This is a genomic window from Microbacterium sp. NPDC089987 (assembly GCF_044748505.1).
Classification (GTDB): Bacteria; Actinomycetota; Actinomycetes; order Actinomycetales; family Microbacteriaceae; genus Microbacterium.
Genome location: NZ_JBIVGE010000001.1, coordinates 1,434,929 through 1,454,704, shown reverse-complemented (window position 1 = coordinate 1,454,704; position 19,776 = coordinate 1,434,929). Strand labels below are relative to the sequence as shown.

Below are 19,776 nucleotides of genomic sequence, written 5' to 3'. Positions count from 1 at the left end.
CTCGAGGCGGCTTCGCGTGACAGGGAGGACTCCATGACGGCATCCGCGCATCGCGCTGCAGACTCCGCAACCGCAACCGCATCGGCAACCGCAACGACGGCTGACGGGCAGCCGATCAGCGGACCGGTCATCGCGCCGTTGAGCCCGCGATTCCCGGGGGTCCGCCGCATCGCCGTGCTGCGCGCCGGAGGGCTGGGAGATCTTCTCTTCGCCATGCCCGCCATGCAGGCGCTCGCCGCCGCCTACCCTGAGGCCGAGGTGACCCTGCTGGGAACCGCGCTGGCCGAGCGACTGCTGGAGGGACGGCCGGGGGCGCCGCACCGCATCCGCGTGCTGCCGTCGGTGCCCGGGGTCGGTGCGTCGCCGGAGACGGATGCCGACGAGCAGGCGATCGCAGCATTCCTCGCCGAGTGCCGCGCGGAGGGCTTCGACCTGGCCGTGCAGGTGCACGGCGGGGGGCGCTTCTCGAACCCGTTCCTGCGGGCGCTCGGTGCGCGCCATACGGTCGGCACCCGCACGCCGGACGCCGCCGATCTGGAGCGCTCGCTGGAGTACGTGTACTACCAGCACGAGGTGCTGCGAGCGCTGGAGGTGGTGGCGCTCGCCGGTGCCGCGCCGGTGAGCCTCGAGCCGACCATCGCGCTGACGCCGGAGGAGCACGACCTCGCCGCCCGGCACCGTTCAGACGAAGAAGCCCTCGTGGTGCTGCATCCAGGGGCAACCGACCCGCGTCGGCGCTGGCCCACCGAGCGGTTCGCCGCCGTCGCAGCGGCGCTGGCGGCAGAAGGCGCGCGTGTGGTGCTGGTGGGCGACGGCGAGGACGTCGAGCTGTGCGCTCGGATCGCTGCACAAGCCGGCGCGCAGGAGAGCGAGAGGATCGTGGACCTGTCCGGCCGGCTCACCCTTTCCGAGCTCACCGCCGTGCTCGCCGCCGCCGATATCATGCTCGGCAACGACAGCGGACCGCGCCATCTCGCTCAGGCCGTCGGCACCCGCACGGTATCGGTGTTCTGGTTCGGCAACGTCGTCAACGCCGGCCCGCTCGGACGTGGCCGGCATCGCGCGCACCTGTCGTGGACCACGCGGTGCCCGGTCTGCGATCGGGATGCGACGCAGGTGGGCTGGACCGCCGAGCGCTGCGAGCACGACGTCTCCTTCGTCGCCGATGTCGAGGTCGGCCCGGTTCTGGAGGATGCGGTGCGGCTGCTGGCGGATGCCCGCAGCAGCCGCACCGGGTGAGGATCAGGGCCAGGAGGGCTCTTCCTCGGGGCAGACCACCAGTTCGCGAACCTCGCATCCCTCCGGCTGCTGCAGCGCGAACACGACCGTGCGCGCGACGTCAGAGGGGTCGTTGAGCTGCGCGTCGGGGCCGGGCTTGTACTGCTCGTCACGGTCGTCGAAGAAGCGCGTGCGCATCCCGGCGGGGATCAGCGTCGTCACGCCGAGGCGTCCGCGAGTCTCCGCCGCGAGTGCGCGCGAGAAGCCGAGCACGCCGAATTTCGAGGCGCAGTACGCCGTGGCATCCGAGAGTGCGCGCAGAGCCAGCGACGAGGCGACCGTGATGACCCGGCCGTGCACCTGCTCGAGGTGCGGCAGGGCCGCGCGCACGGCAGAGACGGTGCCGAGGAGGTTGACGGAGATGACCCGTTCCCACTCATCGGCGGCGATGTCCTCCAGTCGACCGCACCGATCGATCCCTGCGGCGGTGACGACCGCGTCGATCCCGCCCAGCTCTGCGGCGATCGACGCGACCGCCTGCTCGACCTGCTGCCGGTCGGATACGTCGGCCTGGCGGCTCAGAGTGCCCGACGGCACCGCCGACACGTCTCGGTCGATCACCGCGGGCGTGCCGCCCGCTTCGGCGACCGCGCGCGCCACGGCCTCACCGAGGCCGGACGCGCCGCCGGTGATCAGGACACGGCCGAGGGGACGGGGGTAGCTGGACTGCATGCTGTCTCTCTTTCTGTCTTCCCCTGCGGGGAGGGTGAGGTGAGTACCGGCGATCAGATGACGTCGGCGAGTCTGGCGGCCAGGGCCGTGGTCGAGCGACCGAGGTGGAAGGGCAGGGTCACGGTGCGACCGCCCCAGGACTGCACGAGCTTCGTCTCGGGCAGGGCGGCGGCGCTGTAGTCGCCGCCTTTCACCCAGATGTCGGGACGGATTCGGCCGATGACGTCTTCCGGGCTGTCCTCCTCGAAGACGATCACCGCGTCGACGCACCCGAGGGCCCCGAGCAGCTCGGCGCGGTCGTGCTCGCCGATGAGCGGCCGTGCGGAGCCCTTCAGCCGCCGCACGGAGTCGTCGGAGTTCACGCAGACGATGAGGCAGTCGCCGAGGTCGCGTGCGGCCTGAAGCGTGCGGACATGGCCCGCGTGCAGCAGATCGAAGCAGCCGCCGGTGGCCACCACAGTGCCGCCGCGAGCGCGTACTGCGCTGATGAGCTCGCGGGCGTCTCCGAACGCGGATGCGGGCACATCGTCGGCCGCGCCCGACCTCGCGTCGCGCTCCTCCGGGCGCGCAGGAGCAGGACGCGGTGAGGGGAGGGCGCCCACGCCACCCGCGGCGAGATAGGCGCCGGCCGCCGATGCGGCCTCCTGCACCGCGAGCGCGACATCGCCGGTGCGCGCCAGCACGACTGCGGCGGTGGCGGCGAAGCGGTCACCGGCGCCGCAGGGGTCGGCGCCCGCGACGCTGTCGACGCCGACCTGCAGGGGCGGAGCCGTGCCCTCCTGCAGCACCGCACCCGCTTCACCCAGGGTCACGACGACCGCTCGGGAACCCCAACGTGCACGGAGCGCACCGGCGATGTCTGCCGCATCGCTCTGCTCGGGCAGGCCCGCCGCGGCGGAGGCCTCGTCGGCGTTCGGAGTGACCAGCCAGGCGGCCGGCACGGGCGGCGTGCCGCGCGGATGCGGGTCCCAGATGAGTGGGACATCCGCGGCGCGCCGCTCGAGAGCCTTCCGCAGGCTGCGCCCCGCCAGCAGCCCGCGGCCGTAGTCGGCCACGATGAGGACCTCGGCCTCGGATACCGCCGCGAGCATGTCTTCGGTGGCACGCGGCACCGGCGCGGGGTCACAGCCCTCGTCGAGCCGCCCGAAGGGTTCTCCGTTGCAGCGCAGCCTCGTCTTCACGGGTGTGGGAGCGCCCGATGGGCCGGCCACCACCCGCACGCTCCGCAGGCACTCGCGCAGCGATCCCGCGGCGTCATCGTCGGAGAGCACGGTCACCAGCTCGACCTCGTGGCCGTCAGCGGCGAGCATGGTCGCGACCAGCCCCGCGCCGCCTGCCCGTCGCGATCGCGCCGTCACGTCCACGACGGGCACCGGCGCATCCGGGCACAGGCGGGAGGAGGAGCCCACGAGGTCCTCGTCGAGCAGCGTGTCACCCACCACCGTGATCCTCATGCCGCGTCCTCGGCTTTCTCGATCTGCTCGTCGAATACGCGGCACACCGCGTGGATCGCGACGAGATGGCACTCCTGCACGTGAGGCGAGGGAGCATCCACGCAGATCGCCTCGTCGGCGAGGTCTGCGAGGGGGTTCGCGCCGGGCCCGGTGAGCGACCACACGACCGCGCCCACCTGCCTTGCCGCTTCGGCGGCGCGCAGCAGATTCGCGCTGCGTCCGCTGGTGGAGATCAGCAGCACCACATCGCCTGCACGCGCGTGAGCGTGCACCTGCCGCGCGAAGATCTGATCGAAGCCGTAGTCGTTGCCGATGGCGGTCACACTGGAGCTCTCCGAGCTCAGTGCGAGCGCCGAGAAGGCGGGGCGGTCGTGCTGGTACCGTCCGACGAGCTCGGCGGTGAGGTGCTGCGCCTCGGCAGCGGAGCCGCCGTTGCCCGCGACCAGCAGACGATGCCCGTCGCTCAGGCGCGCGGCGAGTTCTCGTCCCCACTGCTCCAGGCGCGTCGCGTGCTGCTCGGTGGCGGTGATCGCCGCTCGCAGCCCCTGCAGGTGCTCGCGCACCGGGTCGTGCCGCGCCGCCGCGGTGCGCGGCTGATCGGTCTCGATGATGCTCACAGTGCTGCTCCTTCCGTCCGGCCCGCCACGCGGCGGACCTGCGCCATCCGATAGATGCGCTCGGTCTGCGCTGCCACCCGCTCCCAGGAGTAGCGGCTCTCCACGCGGGCGCGGCCGGCGCGTCCCCACGCGCGGCGCCGTGCCTCGTCGCCCAGGAGCTCCTGCAGCGCGCTCGCGATGGCGTCCGGGTCGCGCGGCGGCACATGCAGACCCGTGACGCCGTCGGTCACGCTGTCGATCAGGCCGCCGACGGCGGCCGCGACCACCGGCGTGCCGCAGGCCATCGCCTCCAGCGGCACGATGCCGAACGGCTCGTACCACGGAGCGCACACCACGGCATCCGCAGAGCGCAGCAGCGCCGGCATCCGGTCGCGACTCACCTTTCCGTGGAACCGCACCCGATCAGCGATGCCGAGCTCGTCGGCGAGCGCCGAGAGGCGGGCTGCCTCGGGGTCGGCCTCCGCGGTGCCGTCGCAACCTGCGATGACCAGTTCGATGTCGCCGAAGCCCGATTCCACGAGCGTGGCGAGTGCGCGCACGACCAGATCGACGCCCTTGCGGGGCACCAGCCGTCCGACGCTCAGCACCCGGTGCCTGGCTCCCTTCGGCTCGACCTCACCCTCCACGCCGAAATGGGCGAGGTCGACCCCGCACGGGGCGATGGCGATGCGGGAGGAGGGCACGCCGAGGGCACGCAGCTCGAACGCCTCGTCCGAGCAGGTGGCGATGACGGTGTCGGCTCGGCGGCCCACACTCGGCTCCAGCCACTCCCGCTCGGCGGGGCTGGTGTCAGCCGCACCCTGATGGCGGCGCTTCACCGCTCCGAGGGCATGGAACGTGTGCAGCACGGGCGGTGCGCTGACGTCCGAGTCGGCCAGCATGGCGACCGCATCCAGGGCCGCCAGGCCGGACATCCAGAAGTGGCTGTGCACCACATCGGGCGGATCCGCCCGCCAGTGCTGCGCGAGGCCTTCTGCGAGCTCGGTCATGTGCGGCAGCAGGTCGTCCTTGGGGATGCGGGCGGCGGGGCCCGCGTCGACGTGCACGACGTCGACGCCCTCGTCGAGCTGCACGCGCTCATCGAGCGCGGGGTCGTCGCGACGGGTGAACACGGTCACGCTGTGCCCCCTTCTCGCCAGCATGCGCGAGAGTGCGGCCACGTGGACGTTCTGCCCGCCGGCATCGACGCTGCCGGGATCGGCGAGGGGACTGGCGTGCTCGGAGACCATGGCGATCTTCATCCCCGCACTCCTTCCAGTTGTGATGAGGGACCGCCTGGGAACGGCTGCGGCGCGTCGGGATGCTCTGCGCGAGCGCCGGTCCGGCTGCGGCGGAGGTGCATGGTGTGCTGCTCATCCAGCACGGTGTCCCAGTCGGACAGGAACCGCTGCAGCCCGTAATGCTCCAGCGCGAACTCACGAGCGTGTGCGCCGCGGATGCGGGCCTCGTCGGGGTCTGCGAGGAGCGCCGCCGCCATCGTGGCGAGTTCGCCGGGGTCGGCCGATATGGCGCCGGCCTCGGGCGGCACCGCCCGCGACGCCTCGGTCGTCGCCAGTGCGAGCACCGGCATGCCCATCGTCATCGCCTCGAGCAGAGCGAGACCCAGAGAGGTCCATCGGAACGGATGCAGGTAGGCGCGTCGCTTCGCCAGCTCGGCGTGCATCCGGCCGGTGGGCAGATCGCCCACGATCCGCAGTCTCTCTTCGGGCAGACCCAGTGCCGCAGGCAGCAGATCCGAGTCGATGCCGAACGCGTGCAGCGGCGCGACCTGCGCGAATCGGGGCAGCAGATCCGTGCCGGTGACCCGCCAGCGCCGGACGGGCTCGTTGATCACCACGCCCAGCGCCGGCCCTTCTCCGCTGTACAGCGGTCCGGGATCGGGGACCCCGTGCTCGATCACGCGGGTCGGGGCGTCGCCGTTGTCCCACACCAGGCGGTTGAAGTGCGTGACGTGCACGACCGGGATGCGGTCCTGATCGGCGAGCGGATGACGCTGCTCGGTCGGGTGCTGCTTGGGGGTGTTGTGCTCGACGAACACCGCGGCGACGTCGCGTCCAGGCACGCGGCCCAGCAGGCGCTCGGCTGCCTCCAGCTCCGCCTTGCTCTGCAGCACGACGACGTCGACGTCCTCCTCGCGCAGCGCGCGCTCGGGGACTGCCCGCACACCGGCGGGCAGCCGCGGAGGCTCATCGCCGGCGAACGGCACGATGTACTCGTGCTGTCCGCGGAGGAAACCGTCCATCCACCCGCCGTGGACCATCCACACCATCACCCTCATGCGCTCACTCCTTCATGTGTGCTGGATCGCTCTGACGCCTCTGTTCGCGCCCCGGGCTGCATCTCTGCTCCGCGGTCGGCACTCAGCCGGTGCACCGCGGCGACGACCTGCTCTGCCGTCACCGAGGTCAGGCAGGGATGCCCGGGCACGGGGCACTCGCGTGCCCGCGTGCCGCGGCACGCAGCGTGCTGATCGCCGAGCAGCTCCACCGGCACGCCGTACGGCGCCCAGCGTTCCGCCGGCACGACGGGGGAGAAGAGGCTGACCACAGGCGTGCCGACGGCAGCGGCGAGGTGGGCAGGACCGGTGTTGCCCGACACGAGGGCGTCCGCGCCGGCGAGCACGCCGGCCAGGTGCGTCAGGTCGCACGCCCCGGTCAGATCGATCGCCTCCGGGCAGGCGGAGACGATGGTGCGGGCCAGGTCGCGCTCAGCGTCGCCGCCGGAGATCACGACGCGGCGGCCGGCGTCGGCGAGCAGCCGCGCAGTGCGGGCGAAGCCGTCGGCGGTCCACATCCGGGCGGGCACCGCCGCGCCGGGATGCAGGACGACGTAGCCGGTGCCCCGGGTGAGCGTCGATGTGTCCGGCAGCGGACCCAGCCGCAGCCGGTCGTCGTCGTCGCGCGGGAAGCCCGCGGCTTCCGCGATGCGCCGAGCACGCTCGGGCTCCGGGATGCTCTCGTCCAGGTCCTCGCCGGGGCGCAGCCGCACGTCCAGAAGGGAGCCGGCGTAGTCGACCGAGGCGCCGGTGATCCGGGTGACCCCGGCGAGGCGCAGCAGCAGCGCCAGGGGCAGCGGCGACTGGTGGAAGGAGGTGAGGATCACGGCCTCGTCGACCCCGGCCGCGCGCACCTGGGCGACGAGCTCCGCTACGGCGTGCGCGTGCACAGGTGGAGCGGGCGCCGAGATCCATGGGGCATCCCAGACGATGCGGGCATGCACTCCCGGCAGCAGGGCTGCGGCATCCGCGCCGCGCGGGCCGCACAGCATCACCACTTCGGCCTGCCTGGCCACTGCGCGCACCGCGGGGCCGGATACCAGCACATCTCCCATGCTGTCCAGCCGCGCCACGAGCACGCGCCGGGTCACGACGCGACCTCCACCGGGGCGCCGGCGAGCAGCAGTGCGACGGCCGACGCGAGGTCGGGCGCGACGACCGCTGCCGCCTGCACCTCCTCCGGGCGGGTGCGGGCTGTCGGCACGAGGACTCCCCGTGCGCCGGCCGCTGCGGCCGCCTGAACGTCAGCGCCGATGTCGCCGATCATCGCGACCTCCGCGGGGGAGACACCCAGCTGCTCGGCCGCGGAGAGGATCATTCCGGGCTCGGGTTTGCGGCAGCGGCATCCGTCCTCGCTGCCGTGCGGGCAGTAGCGCCACAGGTCGAACGGGCCCAGCATCCGCTCCACGCGAGCGTTCACCGCATCCACCTGCGCGACGGTGAGGATGCCGCGGGCGATACCGGACTGGTTGCTCACCACGCCCGTGCGCAGCCCGGCGCGGCGCACCTGCTGCAGAGCGTCGAGCGCGCCCGGCATCGGCACCACACGGTCGGGATCGCCGTTGTACGGCACATCCTCGATGAGGGTGTCGTCGCGATCGAAGAGGATCGCACGCAGGCGAGGCTGAAGGACATCCATGAGAGAAGCACTTCCCCCTTCGGCGGAGAAGCAAACTCCTCGAGAAGAAGTTCTTCTCGACGGTCGCGCCTTTGTCAGTTCGACCGCCCTTCACGCAAGGGTTTTCCCGGAGAGCGCGGCGGCGGCCAGGATGAGAGCATGCGCCTGTTCTCCGCAGCCGGATCCCGGCCCGTCCTTCTCGCGCTGCGCGCGCTGAAACTCGGCGACCTTCTCGTCGCGGTGCCCGCACTGCACGGCCTGCGCCGTGCCTTTCCCGATCACGAGCTCGTGCTCGCCGTGCCCGGCTGGCTGCAGCCGATCGCGGAGCTCGTCCCGGGGGTGGATGCCCTGCTGCCCACCCCTGGGCTCGACGATCTGCTGCCGCTGCCGGCCGGCTCGGTCGATGTCGCGGTGAACCTGCACGGCAACGGCCCCGAGAGCCGAGCCATCATCGATGCCCTGCAGCCGCGGCGGCGGATCGTGCACCTCTCCGAGACGGATCCGGACGGGGTGCCCTGGCTCGACGGCATCCTGGAGCGGTGGCGCTGGGCCCGCCTCGTCAGCGGGCACGGCGTGCCCGCTGACGCCGACGAGGTGTCGATCGCGGTACCCGAGCGAGCCCCGCTCGTGGACGGCGCGGCCGTGGTGCACGTGGGAGCCTTCTACGGCTCGCGCGCCTGGCCGGTGGAGCGCTTCGCGGAGGTGGTGCGGGCGCTGCGGGAGGACGGTGCCGTCGTGGTGATCACCGGCGGCCCGGCCGATCGCGAGAGGGCGGATGCCGTGGCCCGCCTGGCCGGACTCGACGAGAGCATGGTGCGCGCTGGCCGGGATGATCTCACGGATCTCGCCGCACTCATCGCGCACGCCTCGGTGCTCGTCTCCGTCGACACGGGCGCCGCGCATCTCGCATCCGCCTACGGCACCCCGTCCACGATCGTGTTCGGCCCCGCTCCGCCCGAGGAGTGGGGGCCGCCCGCGGGTCCGCACATCGTGCTCACCGATGCGCGGCTGCGCAAGGGCGACACCTTCTCATCCGAGCCCGACCCCGCCCTGCTGGCGGTCACGGCCGACCAGGTGATCGAGGCGGCTCTTTCGGTGCGGCGTCGCTGAGCCCCAGGCTTCGCTGAGCGCGGCGTCGCTGAGCACGCCGGTCAGGCTGCGAGCAGCTCCGGACTCAGGTGCGAGCGGAGGGTGGTCATGATCTTCGTCAGCAGACGCGAGATCTGCATCTGCGTCACGCCGCATTCACGTGCGATCTCGGACTGGGTGTACTCCCGCACGAACCGCAGGTGGATGATCTTCCGCTCCCGGGGCGTGAGCGTGGCGCATGCTCGTTCGACCGCCACACTCAGCTCTGCTCGGGCGAAGTCGTCATGGCCGGCACGCAGCGTGTCGCCGAGCGCGAGACCGTCGGCCCAGTCGCCGCGCTGCGGCGTGTCCAGCGATACCGGCCGCCGGCCCTGAGCGCAGGCCATGGCCTCCGCGACCCGTTCGACGGGCAGGTCCAGCTCCTCCGCCACCTCCTCCAGCGACGGCTCGCGGCCCAGACTCTGCGCGATCCGGGGAACCTCGCTGCGCAGCTCCACGCTGAGCTCCTGCAGCTGCCGGGGCGGGCGCACCACCCAGCTGCTGTCACGCAGATAGCGCTTGATCTCGCCGGAGATCGTGGGCACCGCGAAGGAGACGATGTCCACGCCCATCGTCGGCTCGAACCGCTGCACGGCCTTCGTCAGCCCGAGATACGCCACCTGGCGGAGATCCCGACTGTCCTGAGCGGAGGACTGGTATCTGCTGGCCACGGCGTCCGCCACGTCGAGGTACTCCAGCACGACACGCTGGTGCAGTCGCCGTCGCGCGGGCTCCGGCAGGGATCGGGCGCTGATGAGCATCTTCACCGATCGCGCGTTGCGGGCTTGCGTCTCCTCAGGGGTGCGGCGGTGGCGCCGGCGGTTCATGGGTTGCGACATATCCACCTTCTCTCGATCATCACTGAGCACTGAAAGCGTTCGGAGCACACTCAACAGCGAAACGAGGAGAAGGAGAAGCGGCTTGCAGAAGAGGAGAAGCAGCGGTAGTAGTGAACCTTTGTACGACAGGGGAACGCGATAACTCGCGATACCCTGGAAGGGCCCGATTTCCGGGCTGTCCCGCATCGTCAGATTGGCCGTTCCTTGACCGAGCACGCGTCCCACGCCGAGTCCCCTGAAGTGATGTCCGCGCACGACATCCAGCTCAAGTGGCAGGAGTACTGGGCCGAGAACGAGACGTTCGTGGCGGGCGGCGACGCAGACGAGCGGCCCCGCAAGTACATCCTCGGCATGTTCCCGTACCCGTCCGGTGACCTGCACATGGGGCACGCCATCAACTACCTCTACCCCGACATCGTCGCCAGGTACTGGCGCCACCGCGGGCACAACGTGCTCAACCCGATCGGCTGGGACTCGTTCGGCCTGCCCGCCGAGAACGCGGCGATCAAGCGCGGCGCAGACCCGCGCGAGTGGACGTACAAGAACATCGACCAGCACAAGGCCGGGTTCCGCGGCTACGGCATGTCGTACGACTGGTCGCGCGTGCTGCACACCTCCGACCCCGAGTACTACCGGTGGAACCAGTGGCTGTTCCTGAAGCTGTACGAGCGGGGCCTGGCGTACCGCAAGAAGAGCGCCGTCAACTGGTGCCCCAACGACCAGACCGTGCTGGCCAACGAGCAGGTCGTCGACGGCCGCTGCGAGCGCTGCGGCGCCGAGGTCGTGAAGAAGAAGCTCACGCAGTGGTACTTCAAGATCACCGAGTACGCCGACCGCCTGCTCGATGACCTGGACTCGCTCGAGGGGCATTGGCCGCACAAGGTGCTGCAGATGCAGCGCAACTGGATCGGCCGCTCCACCGGCGCCGACGTCGACTTCGTCATCGAGGACCGCGACGAGCCCGTGACCGTCTTCACGACGCGTCCCGACACGCTGCATGGCGCGACCTTCTTCGTGATCGCCCCCGACTCCGACCTCGCTGCAGAACTGGCATCCGGGTCGTCGTCGGACGTGCGGATGCGCTTCCGGGACTACCTCGAGACGGTGCAGAAGCAGACGGAGATCGAGCGCCAGTCGACCGACCGCCCGAAGACGGGCGTCTTCCTCGAGCGCTACGCGGTCAACCCCGTCAACGGCGAGCGGATGCCGATCTGGGCCGCCGATTACGTGCTGGCCGACTACGGCCACGGCGCTGTCATGGCCGTGCCCGCGCACGACCAGCGCGACCTCGACTTCGCCCGCGCCTTCGACCTGCCGATCCGCGTCGTGCTCGACACGACCGTCGCCGGCGGCGCGAACGAGGGAGAGGACCTCGCTGAGCTCGACCCCGCCGCCACCGGTGTCGCGCTGGTGGGCAACGGCCGGATGACCGGGTCGGGTGAGCTCGACGGCCTGGAGAAGAACGAGGCGATCGCCCGCACCATCGCCCAGCTCGGCGAGGCGGGCACCGGTCGCGAGGCGAAGAACTACCGCCTGCGCGACTGGCTGATCTCGCGCCAGCGCTTCTGGGGCACCCCGATCCCGATGCTGCACCTCGACGACGGCAGCGTCGTGCCCGTGCCCGAGGACCGCCTGCCCGTGCAGCTGCCCAGCGTCGACGGCCTCGACCTGCGCCCGAAGGGCTCCTCGCCCCTGGGCGCGGCCGAGTCGTGGGTGCGCACGGTCGACCCCGCGTCTGGTGAGCCCGCGCTGCGCGACGCCGACACCATGGACACCTTCGTCGACAGCTCGTGGTACTTCCTGCGCTTCCTGTCGCCGAACAGCTCCGAGTTCGCGTTCGACCCCGCCGAGGCCAAGCGCTGGGCACCGGTCGACGGGTACTTCGGCGGCGTCGAGCACGCGATCCTGCACCTGCTGTACGCGCGCTTCATCACGAAGGTGATGTTCGACCTGGGCCTGATCGACTTCGAGGAGCCGTTCTCGAACCTGGTGAATCAGGGCATGGTCATCATGGACGGCGCGAAGATGTCGAAGAGCAAGGGCAACCTCGTCGAGCTGTCCGATCTGCTCGGTCAGTACGGCGCCGACGCCCTGCGCCTGGGCCTGGCCTTCGCCGGCCCGGTGGAAGACGACAAGGAGTGGAACGGCGTCTCGCTGTCGGGTGCGCAGAAGTTCCTCTCCCGCGCGCTGCGGGTCGCCGACGAGGTTGCGAGCGAGCCCGGAACGGCTTCGGATGCCGGTGACGCGGCCCTGCGCCGCATCACCCACCGCCTGCTGGCCGATGCGCCGGCGCTCGTCGAGCAGACGAAGTTCAACGTCGTCGTCGCGCGTCTGATGGAGCTGGTGAACGGCATCCGCAAGACGATCGACACCGGAGCAGGCGCCGGCGACCCCGCCGTGCGCGAGGCGGCCGAGACCGTCGCGATGATCGTCGAGCTCATCGCCCCCCACACCGGCGAGGAGATGTGGGCCCGGCTCGGGCACGAGCCGTCGGTCAGTGCCGTGCAGTGGCCGGATGCCGATCCCGCGCTGCTCGTGGAAGACACCGTCACCACCGCGGTGCAGGTGAACGGCAAGGTGCGCGCGACCCTCGAGGTCGCCGCCGACATCTCGGAGGCCGACCTGGAGGCCGCGGCCCGCGCCGACGAGAAGGTGCAGCGTGCGCTGGAGGGCAAGGAGATCGTGCGTGTGATCGTGCGCGCGCCGAAGATCGTCAACTTCGCCGTCAAGGGCTGATCCGCTCCCGTCGGGGATTTCGCACAGCTCGCCCTTCGGCGTGAGTTGTGCACAGTCGCCGGGTTCCGTGTGGCCGGGCCTGCGCCGGCTCGCCTAGCGTGACAGGGTGTCAGCCGACGACCCCGCACCGCCGGATGCCCGGGTGCGGCCGCGCCTGAGGCTGGGCATCGGCGCCGCGGTGACACTGGGGCTGGTCGTGCTGTCGGCCGCGGTCGGCTGGGGCATTCTGCGCGGGCAGGCAGCGCCCACCGAGAGCATCGGGCTGGACGGGAGCTCATCGGCGTCGGCTGACACCGGCGATGGCTCTGGCAACGGCTCTGCTGTGGCGCCGCCTGAGGGCCTGTACGTGCATGTGCTCGGCGAGGTGACGACTCCCGGTCTGTACATCGTCGATCCGGATGCCCGGCTGGTGGATGCCCTGGCCGCCGCCGGCGGCACCCTCGAATCCGCCGACCTGCAGGCCGTGAACCTCGCTCGTCCGCTGAGCGACGGTGAGCAGATCGTCGTGCCGAAGATCGGCGCGGAGGCGCCGCCAGGTGCCCCGGATGGGGGAGGTGGCGGCGGCGCCGGGGCAGATGGCGTAGTGAACCTCAACACCGCGGATCAGACCGCGCTCGAGACTCTGCCGCGCATCGGCCCGGCGCTGGCGCAGCGGATCATCGACTGGCGTGATGAGAACGGGCGCTTCCGATCGGTCGACGACCTGCTGGCCGTGCCGGGGATCGGTGAGAAGCTGCTCGCCGGCATGCGCGAGAAGGTGCGGGTGTGAAGGATCTGCGCACCTCCGTGCTGGCGGCGGCACTCTGGGGGATAGCGCTGCTGCTCATCCACGTGCCGGCTCTTGTCGTGGTCTCGATCCCGGTCTCGCTCACCGGTGCCGTGCTGCTCGTGGCGACCCGCCGCCGCCGAGCGGGCCTCGTCGTGCTCGTGCTGCTGTGCGGTGCGGGTCTCGCCACGACCATCGCCGGTGCGCAGCCGGCCCGCGACGCGCTCGGAGAGCAGGACGGGCACGTGATCGAGGCGCTCGTCGAGGTCACCTCATCCGCCTCGCTCGGCAGCGACGGTCGGCTCTGGTTCGACGCCCAGACCATCGACATCGGTCCGCCCGGGCATCCGCAGCGCATCTCCGCTCCGGTGCGGGCCGGCGTCGAACCGATCGACGGGGTGGATCTCGGCGCCGTGCTGCGGATCAACGGCCAGGGCAAGCGGACGGATGCCGGCGAGCGGGCCGCTCTCGTGATCTTCGGCACGCGCGCAGAGGTGACGGAGCGGGCATCCGGGATCTTCGCCGTCGCGGCGGCCACACGCGCCGACTTCATCGCTCGTGCGAGCGGACTGCCCGAGCCCGGTGCCGGCCTTCTCCCCGGCCTCGCGGTGGGCGACACGCGAGCGGTGTCGGAGGAGGTGAGCGCCGCGATGCTGGCATCGGGGCTCAGCCATCTCACGGCCGTCAGCGGCGCCAACTGCGCGATCGTCGTCGCGGCCCTGTTCTGGCTGGTCTCGCTGCTCGGCGGCGGGCGTCTGCTGCGCATCGTGCTCTCGCTGCTCGCACTGGGGGCGTTCGTCGTGCTCGTCACGCCCGAGCCCAGCGTGATCCGGGCGTCGGTGATGGCGGCGCTCGCAATGCTCACCGTGCTGCTCGGGCGGCCCAGCGCCGGTCTGGCGATGCTGTCGCTGGCCGCCTGCGGACTGCTCATCGCCGACCCCTGGCTGGCCGCGACACCGGGCTTCGCGCTGTCGGCCGCCGCGACAGCGGCGCTGCTCGTGCTGTCGCGTCCGCTGCTGCGCGGGCTCCGCCGCTGGATGCCCGTGCCGCTCGCCCTCGCACTGTCGGTGCCACTCGCCGCTCAGCTGGTGTGCGGTCCGATCGTCGCGCTGTTCTCAGATACGCAGTCAGTGATCGGCGTCATCGCGAATCTCCTGGCCGCACCCGCCGCCCCCATCGCGACCGTGATCGGCCTGCTGGCCTGTCTCGCCTCTCCCGTGCCCGCTCTGGCGGATCTGCTCGCGGCCGCCGCCTGGCTGCCCGCCGCGTGGATCCAGACGACCGCGACGGTCTCGGCCGCCCTGCCCGGCGCGACGGCGGCCGTGCCCGCCGGTCCCGTGGCCGCGACCGTCGTCGCCGTGCTCAGTGCCGCCGCGACGCTGGTTCTCGTCCGGCCGCGGTCGCGCCGGCTGCGCCTCGCCGCCACAGCCGTGGTCGTCATCGCGTTGGCGGCCTCGATCGCACGGATGCTGCTGACCGGCCCGCTCGCATCGATGACGACCCCCGGTGAGTGGACGATCGCCGCCTGCGACATCGGGCAGGGCGATGCGGTGCTCGTGCGAGCGGGTTCGCAGACCGCGCTCGTCGACACAGGTGCAGACCCGGATGCTCTCGGCGAGTGTCTCGCGCAGACAGCAACCGACCGCATCGACCTGCTCGTGCTCACGCATTTCGATCTCGACCACGTGGGAGCGGCGACCTCGCTCGCCGGTCGTGTCGGCACGGTGCTGCACGGGCCGGTGGCCGAGCCCGACGATCAGCGGATCCTCGATGAGCTGGCGGCCGGTGGCGCGACTCTGCGGGGCGGAGCCGTGGGCACACACGGATCGCTGGGTGCCGCCGAGTGGCGCGTCGTCTGGCCGCCACCCGACTCCGCGGCCTTCCCCAGCGGCAACGACGCCAGCATCGTCGTCGACATCGCCGGCGGGGGAGTGCCCCGGATGCTCATGCTCGGCGACCTCTCGGCTGCTCCGCAGCGCCAGCTGCTGGCCAGCGGCCGCATCCGGGGCGAGTACACCGTCGTCAAAGTCGCCCACCACGGCAGCCGTGACCAGGAACCGGCGCTGTACGCGCAGATCGCCGCGCCCGCCGCGCTGGTCAGCGTGGGGGAGGACAACGACTACGGGCATCCGCGGAAGGAGACACTGGACATCCTGGAGGCGGCAGGTTCCCGCACTCTGCGCACCGATCAGCGCGGTCTCGTGCTGCTTGGAGAGAAGGAAGGACGACTGGTCGTGTGGACTGAGCGTCAGGAGTGAAGGTCGGCACCCGCCGGTAGGCTGAGAGCATGGCAGCTCCTCGCTCTTCGGCACGCAGCACGGCCGCCAAGGGGACCAAGATTCCGCAGGTGTCGTGGCGTGAGCCGCGGCCCGCGCCGATCGTGCTCGTCTCGGGCCCGGAAGAGGTGCTCGCCGAGCGCGCGATAGCCGGTGTTCGCGACTACCTGCGCGCCGAGGACCCGGCGCTCGAGGTCAGCGACATCCGCGCCGACGACTACGCCGCTGGCACGCTGCTCGGTCTCACCTCTCCTTCGCTGTTCGGGGAGCCGCGGCTCGTGCGCGTGGCGGGCGTCGAGAAGTGCACCGACGCCTTCCTGCAGGAAGCCGTGCGCTACCTCGAAGCGCCTCAGGACGGCGCGACGGTGATCCTCCGCCACACGGGCGCGACGGTGCGCGGCAAGAAGCTGCTCGACGCCGTGCGAGCCGGAACGGGCGGTGGCATCGAGATCCCGTGTGCGGCGGTCAAGCGCGACTCCGATCGCGTCGACTTCGCCGCCGGCGAGTTCAAGGCCGTGAAGAAGCGCATCCAGCCCACGGCGCTGCGCGCCCTCGTCTCAGCCTTCGCCGACGACCTCACCGAGCTCGCCGCCGCCTGCCAGCAGCTGATCGGCGACGTCGAAGGCGACATCACCGACGACATCATCACCAAGTACTACGGCGGTCGCGTCGAGGTATCGGCCTTCGTCGTCGCCGACACGGCCATCGCCGGTCGCTACGGCGACGCCCTCGTCGCGCTGCGCCACGCCCTGGCATCCGGAGCCGACCCCGTGCCGATGGTGGCCGCCTTCGCGATGAAGCTGCGCACCATGGCGCGTGTCGCCGGACGCCGTGAGCCGAGCCGACAGCTCGCGCAGCAGCTCGGCATGAAGGACTGGCAGATCGACCGCGCACGCAAAGACCTCGCGGGGTGGAACGAGCGCTCGCTCGGCATGGCGATCCAGGCGACAGCCCGCGCCGACGCCGAGGTCAAGGGCGCCGCGCGCGACCCGATCTTCGCGCTCGAGCGCATGGTGACCGTCATCGCCACCCGCGATGCCTTCACTCGCTGACGCCGCTCAGTACCTGCGCCGCCTGCGCGTCTCTCACACTCTCGGGTACGCAGAAGGCCCGCCCCGCGAACGGGACGGGCCTTCGAAGCATTGGGCCTATCTGGGCCCCTGAGCCTGTCGAAGGGTCAGAGAGCGGCGACCTTCTTGGCGATGGCCGACTTGCGGTTCTTCGCCTGGTTCTTGTGCACGACGCCCTTGCTGACGGCCTTGTCGAGCTTGACGGCCGCGACCTTGAGAGCGCCCTCTGCGGCCTCCTTGTCGCCCGAGGCGATGGCCTCACGGGTCTTGCGGACCAGCGTCTTCAGCTCGCTCTTCACGGCGCGGTTGCGCTCCTGAGCCTTCAGGTTGGTCTTGTTGCGCTTGATCTGCGACTTGATGTTTGCCACGTGTGGACACTTTCTGTCTGGATGGTATTCGGAGTGCTGCCGACGGTAGAGGGACGCCGCACAGCGGTCGTGAGGGACGAACCCACACGCAAGCCAAGAACCAATACTACCAGCAGCGAGGGGCAGGTGCTGAACCGGTCAGTGGCGCGCCTGATCGAGGGTGCCCTCAGCTTCCGGCATCCAGCGTCGCCAGCGCCAGCCGCAGCACCGCGTTGAACACCGGCGGGCGCATGGCCGTCACCAGGTGCGAGGCGCGGGGCACGACGATCAGCTCCGCGTGCGGTGCCAGCCGCTGGAACAGCGCCTCGTTCACGCGCAGCTGATCGAACTGTCCGTTCACGAACCACAGCGGCATGCGTATGCGCGCCAGCGCGGCCTCCAGATCGAGGGCGGCGAGACTGCTCAGCGCGGCATCCTGCGCGTCGAACGCGTACCCGCCCGCGGCGAAGTCGCCGCGGGTGTCGATCGGGAGGGTCGCAGCCAGCACCCGATCGGTGAGCCACTGCCCGCGGCCCGGCAGCGTATTCATCGCTCCGGCCAGCACACGGTAGGCCCGCAGCGCCGTCCCGCGGGGGAGAGCAGTGCAGGAGACGGCGACGACACCCGCGACCGGCGGCGTCTGCTCGCCGCCGGCGTAGGCGAGCGAGAGCAGCCCGCCCATCGAGTGACCCACGAGCAGCACGGGCCCGTCGGCTGCGGCGGCGCGCACCGCAGCATCGATCGTGTGCAGCGCCTCGTGCAGGGTGAAGTCCTCATCCATTCGCGTGCCGTGCGCGGGAAGGTCGACCGCCGTGGCCGGGATGCCGTTCTCGGCGAGCCACGCCAGCTGCGAGCGCCACATCGTCGCGGACGTGCGGATGCCGTGGACGAGGACGACGTGGACGGTCACCTCTCCAGGATATGAAGAAAGCGGGGCCGGTGGATCAACCACCGGCCCCGCCCATACCGTGCAGTGCTTACTTCTCCCAGCCGACGTTCTCGACGGGCTGGATGCCGAAGCCGTCCAGGCCGACATAGGGCTCGGGGGTGAGGTTGGCGAGACCGGTCTTGACGGCCGAGATGGTCGGGCCGTTGTAGAGCGGGATCAGGCCCCAGCCCTTCAGCAGCTCGGGCTCGAGCTTCATCGCGGCAGCGATCTGGTCGTCGCCGTCCTTGATCTTCTCGACCTCGTGGATCTTCTCGTCGGTCTCGTCGCTCCAGACACCAGACAGGTTCAGACCCTGGTCAGCACCGTAGATCTGGAAGAAGTCTCCGACGCCGTAAGGGTCGGACGAGGTGAAGCGCAGGCTCGCGATGTCCCAGTTCTTGCCGTTGTAGTCCTCAGCGAACTTGTTGGAGGGGCGCACATCGATCTTGACGTCGATGCCGATCTCCTTCTCGGACTTCTGCAGCGACTGCGCGAGAGCCGCCTGGGTCGGGTCGTCGCTGAAGATCGGGTAGGTGACCGAGAGCTTCACGCCGTCCTTCTCGCGGATGCCGTCAGAGCCCTTCTCCCATCCGGCGTCATCGAGGAGCTTGTTGGCTGCCTTCGGGTCGTGCTTCCAGCCCGCCTTCTCGAGCGAGTTGCTGTAGCCCGGCTGGAACGGGTACATCACGAAGGAGCCGGCATCGGCCTCTTCGTAGTCCAGGCCGTTCCACGCGATCTGCTTCTGCTGCTCGATGTTCACGGCCTTGAAGAAGGCCTCACGGACCTCCACGTCCGCGAACTGCGGCTTCTCGGCGTCGACCTCGAGGAGGGTGTTGGCCGTCTGCGTGGCGCGGTGGATCGTGATGTCCTTCATGTCCGACACCTGAGCGAGACGGTCCTTGCTGTTCACGCCCACCTGGTCGATCTGGCCGTTCTTGAAGGCGTTGATCGAGGCCTGGGCGTCCATGCCCTGGAACGTCACCTTCTCGAGCAGCGGCTTGTCGCCCCACCACTCGGGGTTCGGCTTGAAGGAGACGAAGTCGGTGTTCGCGTCGAAGCTGTCGATCGTGAACGGGCCGGCGCCCCACTCGGCGTGCGGGTTGTCGATGAACGCCGTGTTGAACAGGTCAGGCGTGTTGATCGCCGGGTGCAGCAGGATGGTGAAGCCCTTGGCGATCCAGGGGTACTCGCCGTCGTAGGTGACGACCGCGGTCTTGGCGGTGTCGCCCATCTCGACGGACTTGACCTCCTTGTAGCCGCTGGTCGCGTTGGGCACGAAGCCGTCCTCGTCGGAGCGGTTCGCCTTCCACGTGGCGTCGATGGCGGTCCAGTCCATGTCGGTGCCGTCGTTCCAGTGCGCGTCCTTGTTGAAGGTGAAGGTGATGACGGTGTTGCCGTCCTTCACCTCCGTCTTCCACTCGTCGAGGTACGCGTCGTTCTTATACGGGGTGCCGTCGTCCTTGAACAGGATGAGCTGCGGCATGTACCAGGCTGCGATGCGGGCGGTGTCAGCGCTGCCGTCGCCGTTGAACTGGTTCAGCTGCTCGGGGACCTCGTTGATCGGGAAGTTGGCGACGCCGCCTTCCTTGAGGTTCTCGCGAGGCTGCGGGTTGTAGTCCGCGAAGTTGGTGGTGGCCTTGTCGCCGCCGTTGCCGCTTCCGTCTCCGCTGTTACCGGAGTCGGCTGCGCACCCGCTGAGAGCGAGTGCGAAAGCGCCGGTCAGTGCCAGCGCTCCCATCAGCTTGTGCTGCTTCATGGTGCTCCTTTCGCCT

General features: G+C 70.6%; 17 protein-coding genes. 6 read left to right on the top strand and 11 right to left on the bottom strand.

Annotated elements, in window-relative coordinates; all coding sequences use genetic code 11:
* Positions 1-33: 33 nt before the first annotated feature.
* Positions 34-1,239 (top strand): glycosyltransferase family 9 protein, encoded by a 1,206-nt coding sequence (locus tag ACIPV2_RS06840; RefSeq protein ID WP_400839601.1) that lies wholly within the window; start codon positions 34-36, stop codon positions 1,237-1,239.
* A 3-nt stretch (positions 1,240-1,242) separates the two neighbouring features.
* On the opposite strand, the gene ACIPV2_RS06835 is transcribed toward ACIPV2_RS06840, so the two are convergent.
* The 7 genes from ACIPV2_RS06835 to ACIPV2_RS06805 are packed head-to-tail and all read right to left on the bottom strand — an operon-like array spanning position 1,243 to position 7,935.
* A complete protein-coding gene (locus ACIPV2_RS06835) occupies positions 1,243-1,950 on the bottom strand; it encodes an SDR family oxidoreductase (RefSeq protein ID WP_101186789.1) in 708 nt (235 codons plus the stop codon).
* Between the two features lie 53 nt (positions 1,951-2,003).
* Positions 2,004-3,404, bottom strand: coding sequence for a D-glycero-beta-D-manno-heptose 1-phosphate adenylyltransferase (rfaE2, locus tag ACIPV2_RS06830; RefSeq protein ID WP_400839598.1), 1,401 nt, complete (start codon positions 3,402-3,404; stop codon positions 2,004-2,006).
* Complete coding sequence (locus tag ACIPV2_RS06825) at positions 3,401-4,021, bottom strand: SIS domain-containing protein (protein ID WP_400839596.1); 621 nt, start codon at positions 4,019-4,021, stop codon at positions 3,401-3,403. The genes rfaE2 and ACIPV2_RS06825 overlap by 4 nt, the downstream gene beginning before the upstream one ends.
* On the bottom strand, positions 4,018-5,262 hold the full coding sequence (locus ACIPV2_RS06820; protein WP_400839594.1) for a glycosyltransferase: 1,245 nt from the start codon (positions 5,260-5,262) through the stop codon (positions 4,018-4,020). Before ACIPV2_RS06820 ends, ACIPV2_RS06825 begins: the two co-directional genes overlap by 4 nt.
* Positions 5,259-6,299, bottom strand: coding sequence for a glycosyltransferase (locus tag ACIPV2_RS06815; protein ID WP_400839592.1), 1,041 nt, complete (start codon positions 6,297-6,299; stop codon positions 5,259-5,261). The genes ACIPV2_RS06820 and ACIPV2_RS06815 overlap by 4 nt, the downstream gene beginning before the upstream one ends.
* Positions 6,296-7,351, bottom strand: coding sequence for a glycosyltransferase family 9 protein (locus ACIPV2_RS06810; protein ID WP_400839951.1), 1,056 nt, complete (start codon positions 7,349-7,351; stop codon positions 6,296-6,298). The genes ACIPV2_RS06815 and ACIPV2_RS06810 overlap by 4 nt, the downstream gene beginning before the upstream one ends.
* 32 nt (positions 7,352-7,383) lie before the next feature.
* Entirely contained in the window at positions 7,384-7,935 is a 552-nt protein-coding gene (locus ACIPV2_RS06805; RefSeq protein WP_400839590.1) for an HAD family hydrolase, read from the bottom strand.
* A gap of 138 nt (positions 7,936-8,073) precedes the next feature.
* Here ACIPV2_RS06805 and ACIPV2_RS06800 point away from each other — a divergent pair, with 138 nt between their 5' ends.
* Entirely contained in the window at positions 8,074-9,024 is a 951-nt protein-coding gene (locus ACIPV2_RS06800) for a glycosyltransferase family 9 protein (protein WP_400839588.1), read from the top strand.
* Positions 9,025-9,065: 41 nt separating this feature from the next.
* Here the strand turns inward: ACIPV2_RS06800 and ACIPV2_RS06795 are convergent, their stop codons facing one another.
* Positions 9,066-10,106, bottom strand: a complete 1,041-nt coding sequence (locus ACIPV2_RS06795; protein ID WP_400839586.1) for a sigma-70 family RNA polymerase sigma factor — start codon at positions 10,104-10,106, stop codon at positions 9,066-9,068.
* A gap of 18 nt (positions 10,107-10,124) precedes the next feature.
* Here ACIPV2_RS06795 and leuS point away from each other — a divergent pair, with 18 nt between their 5' ends.
* From leuS to holA, 4 genes are all read left to right on the top strand, one after another.
* A complete protein-coding gene (gene leuS, locus ACIPV2_RS06790) occupies positions 10,125-12,617 on the top strand; it encodes a leucine--tRNA ligase (RefSeq protein ID WP_400839584.1) in 2,493 nt (830 codons plus the stop codon).
* A gap of 106 nt (positions 12,618-12,723) precedes the next feature.
* On the top strand, positions 12,724-13,386 hold the full coding sequence (locus ACIPV2_RS06785; RefSeq protein ID WP_400839582.1) for a helix-hairpin-helix domain-containing protein: 663 nt from the start codon (positions 12,724-12,726) through the stop codon (positions 13,384-13,386).
* Entirely contained in the window at positions 13,383-15,641 is a 2,259-nt protein-coding gene (locus ACIPV2_RS06780; RefSeq protein WP_400839580.1) for a ComEC/Rec2 family competence protein, read from the top strand. Before ACIPV2_RS06785 ends, ACIPV2_RS06780 begins: the two co-directional genes overlap by 4 nt.
* Positions 15,642-15,670: 29 nt before the next feature.
* Positions 15,671-16,711 (top strand): DNA polymerase III subunit delta, encoded by a 1,041-nt coding sequence (holA, locus tag ACIPV2_RS06775; protein ID WP_400839578.1) that lies wholly within the window; start codon positions 15,671-15,673, stop codon positions 16,709-16,711.
* Positions 16,712-16,836: 125 nt separating this feature from the next.
* On the opposite strand, the gene rpsT is transcribed toward holA, so the two are convergent.
* The 3 genes from rpsT to ACIPV2_RS06760 all read right to left on the bottom strand — a co-directional run bounded on the left by rpsT (position 16,837) and on the right by ACIPV2_RS06760 (position 19,760).
* Positions 16,837-17,097: a 30S ribosomal protein S20 gene (rpsT, locus tag ACIPV2_RS06770; RefSeq protein ID WP_101186779.1), complete on the bottom strand. Its 261-nt coding sequence runs from the start codon at positions 17,095-17,097 to the stop codon at positions 16,837-16,839.
* Positions 17,098-17,263: 166 nt separating this feature from the next.
* Positions 17,264-17,986 (bottom strand): alpha/beta fold hydrolase, encoded by a 723-nt coding sequence (locus ACIPV2_RS06765; RefSeq protein WP_400839576.1) that lies wholly within the window; start codon positions 17,984-17,986, stop codon positions 17,264-17,266.
* A 67-nt stretch (positions 17,987-18,053) separates the two neighbouring features.
* Positions 18,054-19,760, bottom strand: coding sequence for an ABC transporter family substrate-binding protein (locus ACIPV2_RS06760; RefSeq protein ID WP_400839574.1), 1,707 nt, complete (start codon positions 19,758-19,760; stop codon positions 18,054-18,056).
* Between the last annotated feature and the right edge of the window lie 16 nt (positions 19,761-19,776).